At 70.4% G+C, this 18,558-nt stretch carries 15 protein-coding genes; 3 read left to right on the top strand and 12 right to left on the bottom strand.

Annotated elements, in window-relative coordinates; genetic code table 11:
- Window positions 1-41 precede the first annotated feature (41 nt).
- Window positions 42-272, bottom strand: a complete 231-nt coding sequence (locus AWQ68_RS44475) for a hypothetical protein (protein ID WP_218007172.1) — start codon at window positions 270-272, stop codon at window positions 42-44.
- Window positions 273-565: 293 nt separating this feature from the next.
- Complete coding sequence (locus AWQ68_RS34925) at window positions 566-1,795, bottom strand: low temperature requirement protein A (protein WP_218007171.1); 1,230 nt, start codon at window positions 1,793-1,795, stop codon at window positions 566-568.
- Between the two features lie 355 nt (window positions 1,796-2,150).
- Here AWQ68_RS34925 and AWQ68_RS34920 point away from each other — a divergent pair, with 355 nt between their 5' ends.
- On the top strand, window positions 2,151-5,702 hold the full coding sequence (locus AWQ68_RS34920) for a WD40 repeat domain-containing serine/threonine protein kinase (protein WP_066949243.1): 3,552 nt from the start codon (window positions 2,151-2,153) through the stop codon (window positions 5,700-5,702).
- 256 nt (window positions 5,703-5,958) lie between these two features.
- Here the strand turns inward: AWQ68_RS34920 and AWQ68_RS34915 are convergent, their stop codons facing one another.
- From AWQ68_RS34915 to AWQ68_RS44470, 7 genes are all read right to left on the bottom strand, one after another.
- Entirely contained in the window at window positions 5,959-6,201 is a 243-nt protein-coding gene (locus tag AWQ68_RS34915; RefSeq protein WP_066949240.1) for a hypothetical protein, read from the bottom strand.
- A gap of 6 nt (window positions 6,202-6,207) precedes the next feature.
- Window positions 6,208-6,816 carry a nucleotidyltransferase domain-containing protein gene (locus AWQ68_RS34910; RefSeq protein WP_084464739.1) on the bottom strand — a complete coding sequence of 203 codons (609 nt, stop codon included), beginning with the start codon at window positions 6,814-6,816 and terminating at the stop codon, window positions 6,208-6,210.
- A gap of 361 nt (window positions 6,817-7,177) precedes the next feature.
- Window positions 7,178-7,906 (bottom strand): DUF8817 family protein, encoded by a 729-nt coding sequence (locus AWQ68_RS34905; RefSeq protein WP_066949234.1) that lies wholly within the window; start codon window positions 7,904-7,906, stop codon window positions 7,178-7,180.
- A gap of 432 nt (window positions 7,907-8,338) precedes the next feature.
- Window positions 8,339-8,914, bottom strand: coding sequence for a DUF1707 SHOCT-like domain-containing protein (locus AWQ68_RS41615; RefSeq protein WP_084464738.1), 576 nt, complete (start codon window positions 8,912-8,914; stop codon window positions 8,339-8,341).
- Between the two features lie 144 nt (window positions 8,915-9,058).
- On the bottom strand, window positions 9,059-9,391 hold the full coding sequence (locus tag AWQ68_RS34895; RefSeq protein ID WP_066949229.1) for a hypothetical protein: 333 nt from the start codon (window positions 9,389-9,391) through the stop codon (window positions 9,059-9,061).
- Window positions 9,388-12,555, bottom strand: coding sequence for a DUF4132 domain-containing protein (locus AWQ68_RS34890; RefSeq protein WP_218007170.1), 3,168 nt, complete (start codon window positions 12,553-12,555; stop codon window positions 9,388-9,390). The genes AWQ68_RS34895 and AWQ68_RS34890 overlap by 4 nt, the downstream gene beginning before the upstream one ends.
- Before the next feature lie 70 nt (window positions 12,556-12,625).
- Window positions 12,626-12,892 carry a WGR domain-containing protein gene (locus tag AWQ68_RS44470; RefSeq protein WP_218007169.1) on the bottom strand — a complete coding sequence of 89 codons (267 nt, stop codon included), beginning with the start codon at window positions 12,890-12,892 and terminating at the stop codon, window positions 12,626-12,628.
- Window positions 12,893-13,395: 503 nt separating this feature from the next.
- Between AWQ68_RS44470 and AWQ68_RS34885 the strand changes: the two genes are divergently transcribed.
- Entirely contained in the window at window positions 13,396-13,977 is a 582-nt protein-coding gene (locus AWQ68_RS34885; protein WP_066949226.1) for a GNAT family N-acetyltransferase, read from the top strand.
- 90 nt (window positions 13,978-14,067) lie between these two features.
- Here the strand turns inward: AWQ68_RS34885 and AWQ68_RS34880 are convergent, their stop codons facing one another.
- Together AWQ68_RS34880 and AWQ68_RS34875 are read right to left on the bottom strand one after the other, a co-directional pair.
- On the bottom strand, window positions 14,068-14,724 hold the full coding sequence (locus tag AWQ68_RS34880) for a response regulator transcription factor (protein WP_218007168.1): 657 nt from the start codon (window positions 14,722-14,724) through the stop codon (window positions 14,068-14,070).
- Complete coding sequence (locus AWQ68_RS34875; protein ID WP_157546202.1) at window positions 14,721-16,733, bottom strand: sensor histidine kinase; 2,013 nt, start codon at window positions 16,731-16,733, stop codon at window positions 14,721-14,723. The genes AWQ68_RS34880 and AWQ68_RS34875 overlap by 4 nt, the downstream gene beginning before the upstream one ends.
- A gap of 134 nt (window positions 16,734-16,867) precedes the next feature.
- On the opposite strand from AWQ68_RS34875, the gene AWQ68_RS34870 reads away from it, so the two are divergent.
- Window positions 16,868-17,803, top strand: a complete 936-nt coding sequence (locus tag AWQ68_RS34870) for a CPBP family intramembrane glutamic endopeptidase (RefSeq protein WP_066949221.1) — start codon at window positions 16,868-16,870, stop codon at window positions 17,801-17,803.
- 31 nt (window positions 17,804-17,834) lie between these two features.
- Here the strand turns inward: AWQ68_RS34870 and AWQ68_RS34865 are convergent, their stop codons facing one another.
- Complete coding sequence (locus tag AWQ68_RS34865; RefSeq protein ID WP_066949218.1) at window positions 17,835-18,542, bottom strand: type 1 glutamine amidotransferase; 708 nt, start codon at window positions 18,540-18,542, stop codon at window positions 17,835-17,837.
- Between the last annotated feature and the right edge of the window lie 16 nt (window positions 18,543-18,558).

Below are 18,558 nucleotides of genomic sequence, written 5' to 3'. Positions count from 1 at the left end.
CCGATCCGCGGCGGAGGTCGGCGCTGACGCAGCTTGAGAGGTCACCTGGCTGCTACCCCGGCCTTCGGTCCCGACGTCCCGGCGTCGCCCGGCTGCGTCCGCGCCGAGATCGCTCCGGTGGAAGGCGGCGGCGAAGGGGCCGGATACGGATTCGGTCGCGGGTCCGGGAGCGGCTGGTGGACAGTGGCGGTGAGCGCTTGGTCGGCGCCGAGGCGCCGGCCGGGGTCCTCGTCGAGCACGGCCGCCATGTGGTGCATTGGGTTGGCGCGCATGCGGACCAGCTTCATCGGGGCGTCTTGGACGCCACTTGTCCCGTGCTGCAACGCCTGCTCGGCCGTTGTCCGAGAGACATGGCCCGCTGCCGGGGTTGGCCGAATGTGCTCTTGCCGACCGCGTCACGCTCTCTAGCGGAAAAAAACGGAACCACAACCGCGCGGTCTTCATCAGCCAGCGCATCACCACAGCCGACCAGAACCGGACTGCCGTCGGTCTTTCGGGCTTCGGTTACTTCACGGCTCGCCGGAGCCGGGCTTCGGTTACTTCACGGCTCGCCGGAGCTCGGGGATCACACGGATGGCGTCGCATTCGCGCGCGGGCGCCGAACCGCGCCGGTCGCGATCGTGACGGTGACCAACAGCACGCAGACAGCCGCGATCGCCGCGACCACGGCGGCCACACCGATCCAGGGTGTCGCGAGCGGCAGCGACACGATGACGGCGACGCAGGCCAGGACCGCGACGGGATGGGTGATCGGCTCTGCGACGACAAGCGCGTTCACCGCCCACAGCAGGGTGAGGAACACACCGACCGGGACGGCGACCGCGTAACCGAGTGCCAACGACGGTGCCTGCACCTCGTGTCCGCTCTGCTCCACCGCCACTTCGAGCCCGGCGCCCAAGGCCGCCAAGGCCGCGAAGATGCCGTAGTGGCCGTATCCCCACAGGAACGACCGATGACGGCGGTCACTGAGACCTTCCCCGGCCTCCACGAGGAAGTAGAGCCACCAAAGGGCGAACAGCAGGACGAGGCCGGAGACGGCGATGACGACGAAGGGGCCGCTGATCTTGCCCGTTTCGAGCGCTCCCGCCACTCCGCGGCTCGCGGCCAGGACACTCTCACCGAGCAGAATGATCGTGAACAGGCCGTAGCGTTCGGCGATGTGGTGCGGGTGCCAGTTCGTCCGCCTGACCCGTTCCGCCCACCGTGGCACCGCCAGTTCCAGGACGACCAGGCAGATGAAGGACGGCAGCCCGAAGGACGTGTGCAGGACACCCGTCTCCTGCAGGACGAAGCGAAGTATCCATCCCGCCTGGACGAGGCTGATGCCCGCGGCGTACCGCAGCGCGGTGCGGCGGCTCGCCGGATCTTCCAGACCGGCCCGCAGCCATTGGGCCACCAGCGCCATCCGCATGATGAGGTAGCCCAGCGTGACGACACCGTAGTCGGACTGACGGGCCGCGGCGGGCACACCGGCGGCCAGGACCAGCACGCCGGCCATCTGCACCATGGTCAGCAGCCGGTAGGGGACATCGTCGGTGTCGTACGACGAGGCGAACCACGTGAAGTTCATCCACGCCCACCAGATCGCGAAGAACACCTGGAGGAAGGGGACCAACCCGGTGAGGCCATGACCGCCGGCGACGGCGTGCGCGAACTGGGCGGTGGCGCTGGCGACCGCGACCACGAAGGTGAGATCGAACAGGAGCTCGAGCTGGCTGGAGACACGGTGCTGCTCGTCGGTGGGGCGAGCGCTCATCCGGACGCGGATCCGGATCGTGGTGCCGGTCGGTGGCAAGGTTTCGCTCCTGTCGCTCCGGGAGTCCGGTCCGCCTGGAAAGCAGGAAAGCAATCTATGACAGCACCGAGACCGCTTGTCCCTCACGACCCGGCCCGCATGAGGCGACGTCCGCCTCAACGCGGGCCAGGGAGACCTCGCCATGAACCCTCCTGACCCCCAGCCCACCGGCGAGCATGCCTCACCCGGCGGCCGCTACCACGGACCGGACAGGACTCCGGTCGGCTGCTCACACGCGAGGTCGCCGAGCTGGTCGTCCACCTCCGGCCTCCACGGCCCCAGGTCCCGGTGAACTTCGCTGGTGTGGGCGGCATCTAAGGGGCGTAGCGCGCAGGGATCGGACGGGTGGTCGGTGATGGCGGCGTCGGAGCTGCAGGCGGGGGATCCCCCGCGGCTGGGGGACTACATGCTCGCCGGTCGGCTGGGCGCCGGTGGCCAGGGCGTGGTGTACGAGGCCTACGACGCCGAGGGCTCCCGGGTGGCGATCAAGGTGTTGCACGCTCAGGCCGCCGTAGCCTCGGACCTGCGCTCGCGGTTCGGCAAGGAGGCCACCGCCGCCCGGCGGGTGGCGTCCTTCTGCACCGCGCGGGTGCTGGCGGTGGACCTGGACGCCGAAAAGCCCTACATCGTCAGCGAGTACATCGAGGGGCCCAGCCTGCGTCAGGCGGTGGCCGGAGGGCGGCGCTTCGCCGGGGATGATCTGTACCGGCTGGCCACTGCGGTGGCCACCGCGTTGACGGCGATCCATGACGCGGGCGTGATCCACCGTGATCTCAAACCGGACAACGTGCTGCTGGGCCCGGATGGGCCGCGGGTCATCGACTTCGGGGTGGCGCGGACGCTGGAGATGTCGCTGACCGCGACCGGGCTCGTCACGGGCACCCCCACGTATATGGCGCCGGAGGTGTTCACCGGGCAGCGCGCCGGCGCCCCCGCCGACGTCTTCTCCTGGGGCGCGATCGTGGTGTACGCGGCCAGCGGCGACGACCCGTTCCGGGCCGAAACCCTGGGCGCGGTGATGCACAGGGTGCTGGCCACCGACCCCGACCTGGACGACCTGCCCCCGGTGCTGCGCCCGCTGGTCGCCGCGGCGCTGTCGAAGGACCCCCTGACCCGGCCCACCGCGCGCGAACTGCTGCTCGGCCTGATCAGCGGGTTCACCGGCACGCCGTCGGAGCTGCTCACCGTGGGCAGCGCCGAGGCGGGCCTGCTGAGCGCGACCATCGACGATCCCGCTCTCGGCACGCTGGCCGAGGACGCCTACGGGTTACTCACCCCCGGCGAGCGCAACCTGGTACCCGATCTGTTCCTGCGTATGGTCGGCATCGGCAACGCCGGAGAGGTCGTCATGCGCCCCCTGTCACCCGGCGAGCTGTCCGACGGCAGGACCCCTGCGGAACAAGCGGCGCTGGACCGTGTGCGGAAGGTCTTCTCCTATCTGCTCGCCACCCGCGGCGACAGCATCCTCCTCGCCCGGCCCGCTCTGGTGCAGGCATGGCCACGGTTGCGCTCCTGGTTCACCGACGAGCGTGACGGGCTGCCGGCGCACGCCGCCCTCCACGCCGCCGCCGTGCACTGGAACGACCACGGGCGCCTCCCTGCCGACCTCTTGCAGGGCAGCCGTCTGGAAGACGCGCTGCGCTGGGCCGCTACCGGACGCCGCCACCTCACTCTCACCAAACGCGAACGCGACTTCCTCGACGCCTCCAACGCCGCCGGCCGGCAACGGGTGCGCCGCCGCCGCGTGGTCACCGTCGCTCTGGCCGTCCTGCTCGTCCTGGCCCTGCTCGGCGGCGCCCTCGCCGTGTGGCAGACCCGCACCGTCACCGCGCAGCAGGAGACGCTCGCGAGGCGTCTGGCCGAGACGACGGCGGTCAAGGCCGCGGCCGACGCCGACACGATGCGTACCACCGACCCGGTGCACGCCATGCTGCTCAGCGTCGCCGCCTGGCGGTTGTCCCCCACGCCCGTGACCCGCTCCACCCTGCACAACGCCTGGGCGCAACGCGAGAGACAGGTCTTCGTCGACCCCGACTCCAGCGGCCAGACAGTGCGGCAGATCACCGCGGACGGCCGGAGGTTCGTCAGCGTGTCCCCCAGCGGCGTACGCGTCTACGACCTGCGCACCGGCGCCAGGGTCGGCGGCTGGGACGGCCTCGGCATCGGCGACGATCGGTTCCGCGCGGCCAGCCTGAGCCCAAGCGGCCGGTACCTCGCCGTCGCCGCCGGTCGCACGATCAGGGTCTGGGACACCGCGACCGGCAGGCCGACCGGTGCCGTGCGCACCATCCGGTTTCCCGGGCTCTTCGCCGGGATGACCTACCAGACGGGCGACCGATACATCAAGGTCGACGGGTTCCAGGGCGGCGAGCTGTGGGACACGAAGACGGGGGCCACCGTCCGCGTCAAAGCGGGCTTCGCGACCACCTCGGTCACACCGGCCAACGACCTCGTGGCGGGCACCGACGCCGAACATCACTTCGCGCTTCTTCGGCTCCCGAGCGGCACGCCGGTCAAGCGACGGCACGGCTCCTCCACCTGCGCCCGGAACACGGAGAAGGTGGCTATCAGCCCCGACGGGCACATCCTCGCCTGCGGCACCGGCTCAGACATCACGTTCATGAACGTACGCACCGGACGGAAACTGAACGACAACGCCGTGAAATGGGGCGGCTACAACCGCAACCTCTGGTTCAGCCCTGACGGACGTTACCTGGTCGTCGCCCAGGACACGGACTGGAAGATCGTGCGGGTCACCGACGGCGACACGCTCCTCATCTATCGGGGTACTGCCGAGAGCGTGGGCTTCGACGGGGCCACTCTGCGCTACCTCGCCGATGACACCGTTGTGAGCGTCGACATCGCCGACACTCTCCAACCGGCACGCCTGCCGGGCCGGCCGCCGTCCTCGGCCGTCTTCAGCCCGGACGGCCGATTCCTGGCCACCTCGCAGGAGGACGGCCACCGGGTGGTGCTCTGGGACGTCGCACACCGCCGTCCCCTCGGGCCGTCTTTCCGAGCACCCGTCGGAGAAACCGGAGGCAGCCTGCTCGCCTTCAGTCAGAACGGGCGCCTCCTCGGAGCCATCGGGCAGCTCGGCGACACGGTGGCCATCTGGGACACCTCGACCCTGGCCCGTGTTCGTACGGCCCGGCTGCCCAAAGGGTGGATGGCGTCGTCGCTGGGCATCGACGGCGACGGCACGCTGCTCGCGGTCACCGCCGCCCGCGGCGTCGACGACTTCGAGGGGACAGGCGTGAACCGGGTGTTCATTTTGGACGTACGGCAGGGGCGCTGGAGCCGGACCGTCGACTTCCCCGACTACACCGAGGTCGTGTTCCAGCCAGGCAGCCGGAGGATCGCGCCGGTCTCCGCCTCGGCCAACCAGCTGGTCGATCTGTCCACCGGACGACCGGTCGGACACGTCTTCGGGCCGGGGTCGCTCAATTCCCCGGTCAAAGCCCTGGGGTTCAGCGCCGACGGAGCGACCGTCGCCACCGTCGACCAGTCCGGCCGGCTGGCGTTCTGGGACGTGCGCACCGGCAACCGGCACGGCCAGATCTTTCGGGCGCACGGCGAAAACGAGGAGGCGGAGATCGTGTTCTCCCCCAGGGGCGACGTGGCGGCGTCCACGGGCTCCTCGGACGTCCAGCTCTGGGACGCCGGCACTCCCCGCAAGCTCGGCCCTCGCATAAGCGGTAGCGCGGACCAGGGATTTCTGTCGGCGGCCTTCGGCTCCGGCGGTGCGGTGTTCCACACCATCGACGAGGCGGGCGTGCTGCGGGACATCACGGTCGACCCGCGGCGTATGGCCGCCGAGGTCTGCGCCCGCATGGGCCGGACGCTGTCCCTCGCCGAGTGGCGGCGCTACCTGCCCGGCGTCCCGTACCGCGACGTCTGCCGGTGAACCGCCACCCGCAGCCGGCGCGGCCGCGCGTCCAGCCACACCACGCGACGATCCCTCTCGGCCTCGAGCGCGGCAGCCAGGCCCGTGCGTCGCCGGCAGGGCGCGCTCGGCCACCTGCACAGGCGCAACGGCATCGGTCGGCGAATGCCCGAAGGCCGCCAGGTCACCGTCATCACGCACGCCGCGGCGGGCGACATGCCGTCGCCCGTGCCCCGCTCGCCGGCCTCGACGGTGAGGAGGACATACTGTGATCGCGTCAATCGGTCGGGGCCCAGTAGGTGAGCGCTCCCCCGCGCGGCAGCACATACCCGCAGAATCTCCGGTCGGGAACGACATCCGACGTCTGCTCGCTCCCCTCTCCGTAGGTCTCGAAGCCGACCAGCGCACGCCGGAACGGGACGGCTCCGTGGACGCGGCGGGCTACGGACACCAGCCAGTCGTCAAGCGGCTCCCGCCACGTCAGGGAAGACGGCCCGCCGTCCTGGGCGGGATCTGCCATGGTCGATCAGGTGCCGAGTCGTGCCTGCCAGGGGTGCCTGCCGTGCTCGGTCGCCAACGCCTCACGCAGCCAGGCCGCCTGCTCCGGGGTCAGATAGGGTAGCACCTGCTCGAAGTCCAGTTCGTCCTTGGGCCGTGTGCCCTTGGCCTTGAACAGCAGTTGGATCTCCGGGGTGAGGCGAAGGAAGCCCTCTGCCGCTATGCCGACCGAGGCGAGCGGGCGGCGGATGCGCGCGTCACGCCGATAGACCCATTCGTCGCCGTCGGTCTCCTCAAGCATCAGCTGGAATCGCCACGGTCCGCCTGGGTGCTCACGCACCCAGATGTCGTGGACATGGGCCGGCAGCGGCTCGTCGATCGGCCACGGCCGCAGCCTTCCCGGCGGATCGGCCGCGTGCACATCCCAATCAGCCAGCACCGCGCGTACGGCGAGCTGGTCACGGCGCAGGACAGTGATGTCCACGTCTTCGTGCTCACGGAAAGAGCGGCCGACCGCCAGTTCGATCGCGTACCCACCGCTCACCCACCACGGGGCGGCGAGGTTCTGAAAAAGCGCGACGACCGCATGCAGCGGCGCCGCCTCCCACGGTCCCCACGGTGTCTCGATGCGCGGCACCGGCTCATCATCCCCCATGGGCACAAGGCGGGTGAAGCGCCTTGATCCAGGAACTCCTCGACAACCCGGACGCCGTCCTGGATCTGATGCCGGCTGGACGCGCACGGCCGGCAGTTCGCCGTCCTGACGCCGGCCGCGTCGGCGGTGCCAGGACTGGCCGCGCTCGCCCACCTGCCGATGGACACCACCATGCCCGCGCACGCGACCGGCAAGTGGCTGTGCGGCTCGTCGATCGCCGATCCCGACGAGGCGCTACCGTCTCGACCGCGAACACCGCCGCGTTCACCACGCCCACTGCCAGGACGAATGCCGCCTCACGGCCTGATCCACCTTCGCTCCCTCAGAAGGAGCCGCTGCAAATTCAGGGGAGCCACTCCTGAAGCCCGGCGAGATGCCCGAGTTCCGACTCGATGCGCTGCCTGTCGTCAGTGGTCAGCTCCAGACCACGCAGATCGGTGAGCCAGGGATCGGTGGGCTCACCGAGGACCGCGGCCAAGTCGACAAGGTGACACAGGGCGATGGCCCGCTCGACCGGCGAGGCGTCCGCGCCGTGCCGGCGCACCGCGGACTTGAGCGCACGGAAGGCCTGCAGGTCATCGCTCTTGAACTCGCGCAGTATCCGGGCGTTGTCGAGCGCCTTGGCGAGGCCCGTCAGCTTCTTCGAGCCGCCGTACTCCAGCTCGGCCGGCTCGTCGCGCTGGATGAATATGATCGAGTTCCCGGACGGATCGACCAGCGTGAACCGGGACGCGCCGGGCCGGTAACGGGTGATCCGCGGAAGGCCGGAACTCAGCACTTTCCCGTAGACCCGGCGCATCGCCGCGACGAACGCCGCATGGTACGGCGCCACGGCGTCGACCATGACCAGACAGCCTCCGGACTCCTCGCGGGCCGGGTCCAGGCCTTTGGGCGTCGGGCCGAAGTGCAGCTGGAATCCGCTCCACCGCAGCGCCAGATAGACATAGGGCTTGCTTTGTTTGTAGGTCGCCTCAAATCCCAGCGCCTCATAGAAGGCCAAGGTCTCCTCCACCGATGCGCACGGCATCAACGGCACCGGCGTCTCGTTCGGCCGAACCACGGGCTCACTCAAGTCATTCACCTTCCAGGTCGCCCGGCGATGTTGACACCCTTCGGGGAGGCTCGCATATGGATCGCTCCAAAGGGCCCGCATTGGAGCAGGGCCGGCCAGTCGCCAGCGGCGTGATCGAGGGAACGGCCCGCGATCAGGTCGATGACCGGCCGGAGATCACCGAACCCGCTGGGGACTGAACGGAACGGACCACCCTCATCCCTGATCGTTCCAGTCATTGCAGAAGAACTACACCCGACCTGAATGGTCACCGCATCGGCGCCCAGTAGGTAATTGCTCCCGCAAGCACATTGACGGCATACGAAGACGCGAGACGCCCAGAATCATCAAGAAGCGATGAAGGGAAAACGCAGGTCAGTGACCATCTGGGGACCCGGTACCGATCTCAGCGGCCGTTGCCGGAGAAGTTCTGGTAGTCCTCGGGCGGTTGGTTCAGGAAGGGTCGTGGTGGTAGCGCACCCAGATGTCTCCGCTGATGTGGCCGGACAGGCGCAGCACGACCCCGTCCGGTGACAGAGGTTCGGGTGGCCTGTTGTGCACGCGAAGCAGCCGTATCCATCCGCCGGACGTCATTTCGTCCGACAGCACCTGCCAGCCGACGGGGACCCGGATGATGATGTCCCCGAAAGGCGAATGGCACGACACGTGCATGGCGATTTCCGGATGCGGACAGTACGCCTGCCGGAAGTCGATTACGGCGGTACGCCAGGTGCAGTCGAGGTTGAGTCGTGGGGGAACCGTCCACCGCCCGGTTTTCCTGATCGCGCGAAAGCCACGGGAATTCAGCCGTAGCAGATCCGGACCTCCTGACGGCGTTACCAGGTGCGTCCGAGGCAAGTCGTCAACGACGGCGTCCAGTTCAGGGAAGGTTCGTGCTCTGTACACGCGATCGAGTCGCTCGGTCATCTCCTCGACGCTGATGCGTCCCTCGCTCAGGGCGATACGCAGCATCTCGGCAATGCGGTCCCGATCACGGTCACCGGCCCGTAAATCCGGCTTCTCATCCATGGCAGCAGCCTAATGATCTGCCCTTTGGCGTCGCCATCCCAGGGAAGCCGCCCAAATGCGGATTCGGGGGCGTGGACACGGGTTTCATGAAGCCAGTTGTGGTCACTTCAGCAAGCCAATCTTCATAGAAAGTTCGGAGAAAGGTCAGGCCCGCTCGGCGGGTTCGTTCAGGCGGCGTTCGTAGTAGGCCCAGGGCGAGTCGAAATCGGACGGGACGATGCGTTCCCAGCCCTGCTCCTCCATCAGACGCTGGCGGCGGCGCGAGGGCCACCACAGCCGCCGGTGCTCCCACATGTAACGCGGTTGGGCGGCTTGGCGGCTGATGTCCAGCTTCTCGTCCCCGAGGACGAAGCGCCGCGCTGCTCGCAGGCTCAACGCCCAGCCGGGCGGCCGGTCGTCGGTGTCGTTCTCCCGCAGCCGGGCCAGCTCGTCGGCGTAGCGGATCTCGGCCGGGGGGCGCTGGACGTGTTCGTTCATCGGGTGATCTCCCGCAGGTCTCGAAGGATCTCGGAGACGGTGATCGGATCGAGGCCGTCGAGCACGACCCCCTCCAGGGTCTGCTCGTCGGCGAAGTCGAGGTAGCCGATCGCGATGCCCGGATTGAGAGCGATCGTGATGGTCCTGCCGTCGGGCACGTCCCGCTCGATCCAGCACTGGATACCGGCGTCCTGCGGCTCTCCTCGCCGCCAGCCACGCCGTTCCAGGCCGATCACCTTGCCCGTGGGAATTCTGGCGGCGCTGATCTCGGCCAGCAGCGTCTCGTCCAGGTCGTATGTCTCCCGGCCCAGTTGCGGGAACGGCTGCAGGATCTCGTAGTCGGCGAACACCTCGGCCCAGGCGGCCAGCTTCTCCCCCAGTTCCAGCGGGTGCGCCACCCCTACGACGGCCCCGTCGGGCAACGTCAGGGTGTCGTCCTCGACGTCGGCGAAACTGCGGTCCTCGGCCACTCGCAGGGTGCCCGTGAGCCGGCCCGAGGGGTCGTAGAGCCCCCATACCAGCCGCCGCACGATGTGCCAGAGCAGCGGATGGCCGACGAGCAGCCGCTTGAACTCCTCACCGCTCCAGCGGCGCCGGTTCACCATGGCCTGCTCCAGTCGGCGGATGTTGTCCGCGGCCACGGCGCGCACGTCCTTTTTCAGCCCAGCGAACCGCTGGTAGGCGGAGGGCGCGAGCTCCGGATCGTCGTTCGCCCCCGGCTTGGGAAGGTTCTTGAGCCGCTTCCCCGCGGTGTCGGCAACGTACGGCTTGAGCTGCTCGTCGAAGCCGACGACGAACTGCCTGCGGCCGTAATCGAGGGTGAGGCTGCCGTCGGCGGACAGTCCGAAGTCCGGCACCAGCCGGTCGGCCAGTTCCTGCGGCGTCAGGCCGAGCTCCACGGCGACCTCGTCCATCTTCTGCCTGGCCCGGTTCTTGAGCCCGGTGAACTTGACCTTCTCGGCGATGCCGTGCAGGTGCATCAACGCGACCTCGGAGCCGATGGCGGCCAGCAGGTCCAGACCCGCGACCGCACGCGCGTGTCCGCCCTCACCGGGCCAGGTCCTGATCAACGGCGTCAGCCGTCGGACGGTCTCGTCGCCGCCGAGCAGTCCGAGCGCGTCCATCACCCAGCTTTCCTTGGACGGGTAGCCGGCCGCCTGCCAGCGCTGGAACAGTGCCCAGCTGAAGTCCGCGAGGCTGCGGCTGTCGCAGGTCTCCTTGACCAGGGTGAGACCAGCGTACGGATCACCGGGCCGGGAGATCGCCAGCATCGTCATGACATGGCGGACCGCCTCGGCCGGCAGCGCGCCTGCGTCGCCGCGCAGGTGGATCGGTGTCAAGATCGCGACCTCCGCCCACTCGGGCAGCACGGGCATCTTGCCGGGCAGCGCGTCCAGCGGGTCAGCCGAGAGAAGGTCGGCGACTGCGGCTTCGGCGGCGGGGCCGTAATCCGCGCCGGCCTCCGCCACAGCGTCACGGCCACCGCCCGCGGCCAGCACCGCCAGCGCCTGCTCGGCCTGTCGCCGGGCCGGCCCGGCCTTGCCCAGGGCGGCTGGGATCAGCGCCCTCGCGGCCGCCTCGGGGTGGCGTGCCAGCCACGCGCGTGCGGTGGCGCGCACCGACTTCAGCCGGGACAGCCAGTCGGCCATCAGCACAGCGATCTGCGGGCCGGCGAACGGAAGCAGCGCCGGAGCGATCGCGCCGGGGTTGCGCCGGGCGCTGTCCAGCACCAGGGGCAGCGCTGCCAGCTCGAACCTGGCGACCACCTTCGGCATCCATTCGGAGGCGTCCCACTGGTCAGCCGGTCGCCACTTCTCGATCAGCGGTCCGGCCAGCTCCGCGGGCCCGGAGACGAACAGGGCGATCTCGTTGTACCAGGAGCCCTGCCGGCCATCGGCGATCTGGCCGGCGACCTCTTTCCAGCTCTGGCGCCAGGGCAGATCCCATGAACACTGTCCTGGCGGGGCGGAAAGCCAATTGTCCCGCTCGCCCGGCTTCCACACCACGGTCGCCTCATCGGCACACACCAGGTCACTCACCACGACCGGCTTGCGGGCCGTACGAGGACGGGTCCACGGCGGGCTGACCAACACCTCGGGCAAGGCCTCGAGCGGAGCGGTGGCGACGGGCGCAGCGGTCGCGACCTTGTTGATCCGCTCGGCGGCGGCATCATCGACGCTCGCGAGCACCTCGGCCACCAGGTCGGGATGGGCGAGCACGTGGGCGCGCAGCAGCAGGTCCGCTACCTTGCCGCCGGAGGTGGCCAGCATCCGCATCGCCCGGCGTGGGAAGCGGGCCGCCGCGCGCAGGAGGGCCGGCTGGGTGTACTGGTGCTCGATCCGGTCGAGGAGTGCCTGCATCGCCGCGTCGGTCGGCAGTTCGGCGAGCATACCCAGCAGCCGCCGCTGGCTCTCCGCGTCGTAGAGCTCGTCGAACCAGCCGGCCAGCACCGGCACGGCCGCGTCACCCATGCCGTCGACGACCGTGGCAGGCAGAGCGAGGGATCTCATCACGCCGTAATCCCACACGTGGCCCGCGATGAGCGCCGCATGCTCCGGCGTGCTGATGGCGGCGACCAGGCCGAGGGCGAGACGCGGATTGACACGACTCACTTCGGCGCAGTCGGCCGCAACCCAGTCGACCTCGGTCGGCGCCAGGTAGGAAGCCGCCACTCGATGGTGGAGCCCGCCCTCACGGATCACCGCCAGCGCCGCGACGACCTCGGCATACTCGGCATCCGATGCGGCCGCGAGGGCGGCACGGACCCGTGTGGCGGGCTCCATCCGATTCCAGCCGTGCCAATAGTGAGGGGATTCACCGGCAGCCCGCCGCCGAACCGGCCGCGTGTGCTCGCTGACATCGAAAGCCAGCGAGGCCAGTTCGGTCGCGGCCACTGCCGCGAAGACCAGGCCGCGTTCGACCAGCCAAACTTCGGCGAACAGGGGCAGCAGCGTCTGATCGTTCCATGGCAGGGACGCGGCCACCACTTCGGCGACCACCGCAGCGCCCAGCGGCGTCGCAGTGGGCTCCCCGGCCAGGTACGCCGTGCCTGCGGCGGCGATCTCCGGGTCGGGACACTTCGCCAGCGAGTCAAGGATCAGCTGCCGACGCTCGTCCACCTTTGCCGCGAGTTCCTTGGGCGCGCCCGCGTTCAGCCTTTTCACGGCGACCTCCACGCCACCCCGGCGCGGATGGAGAGCGCGCAGCCAAGCGGTCGGCATCGTCAGCCGGTCCTCATCCCCGACGCTGTCGCCCCCCCGCCGGGGAGGTCACCGGCGCGGCGACCGCTTCGTCTTCCGTGTAACCCTTGCGCAGCTTCTCCGCCACCAGTTTGTCGGCCGCCGCCGCGGCGGCGGCAGCGGAGTCGAACGACTTGACCTGCGTCTGACCGGCTGCGCCCAGCCGCCCATACCGAATGTTCAGCTCCGTACCGTTCTGACGCACTTCCCAGAACTTCGCCGCACCGCCGCCGACATAGGTCAGCATCCGATCTGCGCTCATGCCGATCCCTCCACGCTGGGTTTCATGTAGAACTCGTCCTTCAAGCGACGGAGTAGACGCGCCATCCCCGATGCCTCATCCTCGTGATCGCCAGCGGCGAGTATTGCGCGCAAGACTGACAAACTGGCACTCACCGCACTGCCGATTGTCGGCCGCCGCGGCGGCGACAGGCTTGGGGGCGGGTTCCGCACCTTTGCGGGCGGCCGGCCGAGGACGTGGCCCAGGCAGTGCCTGAGGTAGCCCAGGCTCGAGTGCCTCCTTCGGGTGTTGTGGCGGCTGATCGCGGCGAAGACGGACAGCCGGGCGGTGTGGGCGGAGGGCCGGCACCCGGCGCCCTGGAACGTCTCGCGCCTGAGGGTGGCGTTTCGCCCCATGAAGCAGCACCCCGGCACCCGGAGGGGCTGGGAAACGACGCAGCCAATCCGCGATCCGCCGCAAACCACAGGTAGCGAACGCAAAACTCGCTTGCCGGGAATCGCCTCCGGTCAGCACACTCGGGATCCGTGCATATCGTGTCCCGACCCGACCTGGCCACGCCCACCGAGCTGTTGATCCAGGTCCGGGACCTGCAGCAGGAGGCCTGGCCGTCCTACACCTTCCCGGCGCCCGGCAGTGGTGAGCCGAACCACGACCCCGCACTGCACCCGCTGTCCATGCTGCTGGTCGACGACGACATCGTCGTGGCCGCCCTGGACATCCTCTCCAAAGAGATCACGCACCATGGCCGGCGTTATCGCGCCGCGGGGTTGAGCACCGTGGTGACCCGGAAGGCAGCGCGCGGCCGCGGACACGGCCGCACGTTGATCACCGCCGCCCGCACCGCGATGGCGGACGCGGGCTTCGACATCGGCCTGTTCACCTGCGATCGCCCGCTTCAGGCCTTCTACGAAAGCGGCGGGTGGCAGCCACTGCCTGCCACAGTCTTGATCGGAGGAACCCCGGAAGAGCCCTTCCCCAGCGATCAGCCCGGCTTCGACAAGGTCACGATGGCCGACTTCTTCTCCGTGAGAAGCCGGCAACACCGGCCGTCGTTCCACCAGGCTCGAATCGAACTCTATCCGGGCCTGATCGACAAGCTCTGGTAAGACCTCGAGCCCGCTACGTCAACCTGGGCTGCCGTCGCCACGCCCTGCGCGCCGACCACTGAACGCCCCCGGGTGCCGGGGCCTCGCGACTCAGTCGCCCAGTCCGGCGCGCCGGGCCCGGACCACCGCCTGGGCCCGATCGGCCACCTGGAGTTTGGCGAAGATCGAGGTCAGGTGGTTCTTCACGGTCTTCTGGCTGAGGAAGAGCATCCGCGCGATCTCGGGGTTCGAGCGTCCAGAGGCGAGCAGGTCGAGGACCTCACGCTCCCGCTGGGTCAGCTCGGGGAACGGGCCGGTCGCCGGTCCTCCGGCCATGAACCTCCGGATTCGGCGGGCCACGGCCGGGCCGTACACCGCCTCGCCGCGGGCGACGGAGCGGACGGCCGCGATGAACTCGGACCCGCCCGTGCCCTTGAGCACATAACCCCGCGCGCCCGCCCGAAGCGCGGCGAAGACGGAGGCGTCGTCCTCGCTCATCGTCAACACGAGCACCCCGAGATCGGGACGCCGATCGATCAGCCGCCGGGTAGCCTCGATGCCCGAGGTGCCCGGCATGACCAGGTCCATCACGACGACGTCGGGGGCGAGGGACAGCGCGAGGGCGATCGCCTCGTCGCCGTCGCCCGCCTCACCCACGACCTCGGCGCCGCCGACCTGTTCGAGCAGCGCCCGCAGCCCGTGCCTGAGCAGGGGGTGGTCGTCCACGAGCAGGACCCGGATCGGGGGTTCGGAAACCGGATCTGTCACAGCGGCAGCACCGCCTCCACGGTCGTGCCCCCTGTGGGGCCTGATGTCCTGCGCAGCCGTCCGCCCAGCTCCGCCGCGCGCTCTCTCATGCTGCCCGATCCCACGCCCTCGACCAGCCGCTCGGGCAGCCCACGACCGTCGTCGCGTACGGTGACGACCAGTCGGGCTTGCGCGGCGCTCCCCGCGTCCCGAAGGTCGCCGGGCTCCGCCACCGCGCTGATCTCTACACTGTTCGCCCCGGCGTGCCTGAGCGCGTTGGCCAGCGCCTCCTGCACGATCCGGTAGGCCGCCACCTCGACCGCCGCGGGCAGGTCGGGCAGCGGCCCCGGCAGCGTGACCGTGACGGCGGCGCCGCCCTCCGCGTCCAGGGCGAGGTCCTCCAGCGCGCCGCCCAGGCCGAGCTCGTCCAGTGCCGGAGGCCGCAGGTCGTGCACGATTCGCCGGACGTCGCCGACCAGCCCCTGCGTGAGCTGGCGTACCTCGGCCAGCTGCCCGCGCATCGCCTCGGGGGCGGTCGCCTCGATCAGGTCGAGCCGTACGCCTATGGCGGCGAGGCCCGGGCCCAGCCCGTCGTGCAGGTCACGGCGGAGCCTCCGCCGCTCCTCCTCACGGGCGATGACCAGGCCCTCCCGCGAGGTCTGCACCTCCCGCGCCAGCCGTACGGCGGCGAGGGCGACCGCGAGATGCCGGGCGAGGTCGTCGAGCACCGCCGTGTCGGCGGCCGACAGCGTCTCTCCCGGCGACCGCGGCGCCGCCCGCAGCTCCCCCTCCTCGCGTCCCCCGACCAGGAGCGGCACCCGTACGCCTTGGGACGGGAGGCCGCCCTCAACCGACATGGGCGTGCCGTCGGCGGCGAGCACGGCGACCGACGGGAGCCGCAGGGTGTGCGCGACGATCTCGGCCGCGCCGTCGAGGAGCCGGGTCGGGTCCGCCGACGTCTTCAGCCGCTGGCCGAGCTCCGACAGGGCGGACGCGGGGTCGCCCCGGTTCCCGAAGAGCACCCGGCTCACGGCCCGCTGCACGGCGTGGCGGAGCGGAGCGAACGCGACCGCGACGACCGCCGTGGCCGCGAGCGCCTCCAGCGTGCCGCCCTGTTCCCGCACCAGCGTGTCCAGCGTGGCGACGGTCACCAGGTAGGCGCCCAGGAGCACGACCGTGACGACGACGTAGACCACCGTCCGCCGCAGCAGCACCTCGATGTCGAACAGCCGGTACCGGAAGATCGCGACCGCGACCGCGACCGGGAAGAGCGGCAGGGCCAGGGCCTCCAGCCACACACCGATCGGCGGGGTGGGAGGGAGCACCAGGTCGGCGGTCGTCGCGAGGGCCATCGCCAGTACGGCCGCGAAGACGGGCACGAGCCGCCGCCGCGTCTGATCCGGGTGGTCCTCGTCAGGCCCGCGACCCGCCCGCCGGACCCGTACGGCCGGCGCGGCCACGGTCGCCACGGTCAGAGAAGCGATCGCCACGGCGAACATGGGAGCGACGACGGTCTCCGTGGGCAGGAGGCCGAGGGGGCTCGGCCACTCCCTCCCCCACACCCACACCCGGTCGCGGAACGGCAGCATGAGCTGGACCACGGCCATCTCGGCGAGCAGCACAACGAGCACCGGACGCCAGCGCCGGGACGGCAGCCGACCGTCGGGTAACAGCAGCGGCTGCAGCAGAAGCGGCCCGAAGCCCAGGAAGAACACCCAGTTCGTCGCCCAGGCCGCCGCCCCGGCCCCCGGCCATCCGTGGGCCCCGCCGTACCAGGCGTAGCCTCCGGCGAGCGCCTGGAGCGCGAGCCCCGCGCCGCCCGCGCAGAGCAGCCAGCCGACCGGGTTGCCCGGACGGCGGGTGGCGATCAGCGCCCCCACGGCGGGGTAGGTCAGCCCGACGACGGTGTCGAGAAGCAGGTATGTGGTGTCCGCCTCCGGGCCGGACAGGGTCAGCAGGATGCCTCCGAGAACCGCTGCCGCGCACAGGGCGGGGATGGCCCACGGCCATCGGGGCATTTCCGCTCGCACCAGGACATCATTCGGCACTCCCGCCGTAAGGGGAATAGGACGAGAGTCCCGGCCGGACCGGGACCCCGCGAACGGACCGGAAGAGGACCGTCCCCTCAGGCGACCGGGACCGCCGGGCGGGTGGAATCCCCGTCATGGAATCGCACACGCACCCCGCCACGACGTCGGCTCCGTCCTCGGTCCCGCCCGTCGAACCCTCCCCGGACCCGTCGTCGCGACGGCGCCGGATCACTGTGTTCGCCGTCACCCTTCCCGTGCTCGTCCTTCCGGCCGTCGCGTTCGCGGTGTCCCGCGGCCTGGACCTCGACCGGATCTCGCAGGCCCCGGTCGCGGCGCAGATCGCCGCCTACAGCCAGGCGCTGATGCCGGCCCTCGCCGCGCTGATCGCCTGCCTCTGCACAGGGGGCCTTCGCGGGTTCGACTGGGGGTTCCACCGGGTGCCCTGGCGGACGCTCGCCGGCGCGTGGGCGCTTCCGGTGGCGATCACCGCCCTGGCGTACGGCACCGCCTGGCTGACCGGTCTCGCCGGTTTCGACCCGGGTAATCTTCAGGAGGCCACCGGACTGCACCCGATCCTCGGCGTACTGCTCGGCCTGCTGCCCGGGATCGTGCCGTACATCGTGCTCGCGCTGGGGGAACAGCTCGGCTGGAGCTCCCTCCTCGCGACCCGGATGGCCGAGACCAGGAGCCCCGACGTCACCGCGGTAATCGTCGGCCTGGCCTGGGCGGCGTTCCATGTGCCCCTGATGCTCTTCGTACCGGGAGCGGTGGACGAGAGCGTGCCGCTCGCGTACGCGCTGGCGGTCTTCACCGTGAACACGATCACGCTGGCCTTCCCGCTCGTGTGGCTGCGACTGCGCACCCGCAGCATCTGGCCGGTGCTGGTGCTGCACGCCACGGGCAACGCCGCGACCTACTTCGTGGCCGAGGCGATGACGGCGACGGAGGGCCGCCCCGCCCTGCTCCTCGGGGAAGGTGGCGCGCTGCCCGCGATCTCGGCGATCGTCGTGGTCTTCGCCACCCGGCGCTTCTGGCGCGGCCGGCCGGGTGCGAGCGGGCGGTCCCGCTGACACGCGTGGGACACCGGAACGCGGTGCGATTTTAGGGACGTCCCTCCTTGACCAGGGTGGCGAAACGGGAGGCCACCTCAGCCCAGGCGGCCCGCGAGAGCGGGTCGTCGGTCACGGCGGCGGCGTACAGCTCGTCGAGGTCGAGACCTCGCCGGCGGGTGTACTCGACGTCCCACTGCTGGATGCGCTCGGGCCCTACCTCGGGGTGAAACTGCACGCCCCAGGCGCGGTCGCCCAGCCGGAAGGCCTGGTAAGGGCAACGTTCGGTCTCGGCCAGCCAGACCGCGCCCGGCGGCAGGGCCGTGATGGCGTCGATGTGGTTCTCGATCGCCGGGACAGCGGCGGGCAGGCCGCCGAAGAGCACATCGTCCGCCGCCTCGGCCCTCATGGTGATGGACGTGCTGCCGTGCTCGGGTGCTCCGGCGTCGCCCTGGACCTTCCCGCCGCCGACCGAAGCCAGCATCTGCCCGCCGAGGCAGATGCCGAAGAACGGCACCGACCGGGCGAGAGCCTGCTCGACGAGGGCGCGGGTGGTCGCCAGCCAGGGCGCCTTGTCGTCGTCGTCCGGCAGGTAACCGCCGCCGAGCACGATCAGGCCGTCGTGCTCCAGTCGTGACGGGAGGGGCGACCCGTCGAAGGCGGTGACCACGTCGACGGCGACTCCGGCGGCGTCCAGCCACTCCCCGAACCGCCCGGGTCCACCGTTCGTTCCATTCTGCACAGCAAGCACACGCGGCATTTTCGGCACGAGGCCC

The organism is Microtetraspora fusca, assembly GCF_001570365.1.
In the GTDB taxonomy this organism is placed as follows: Bacteria; Actinomycetota; Actinomycetes; order Streptosporangiales; family Streptosporangiaceae; genus Microtetraspora; species Microtetraspora fusca.
This window is presented reverse-complemented; position numbering and strand designations above follow the sequence as displayed.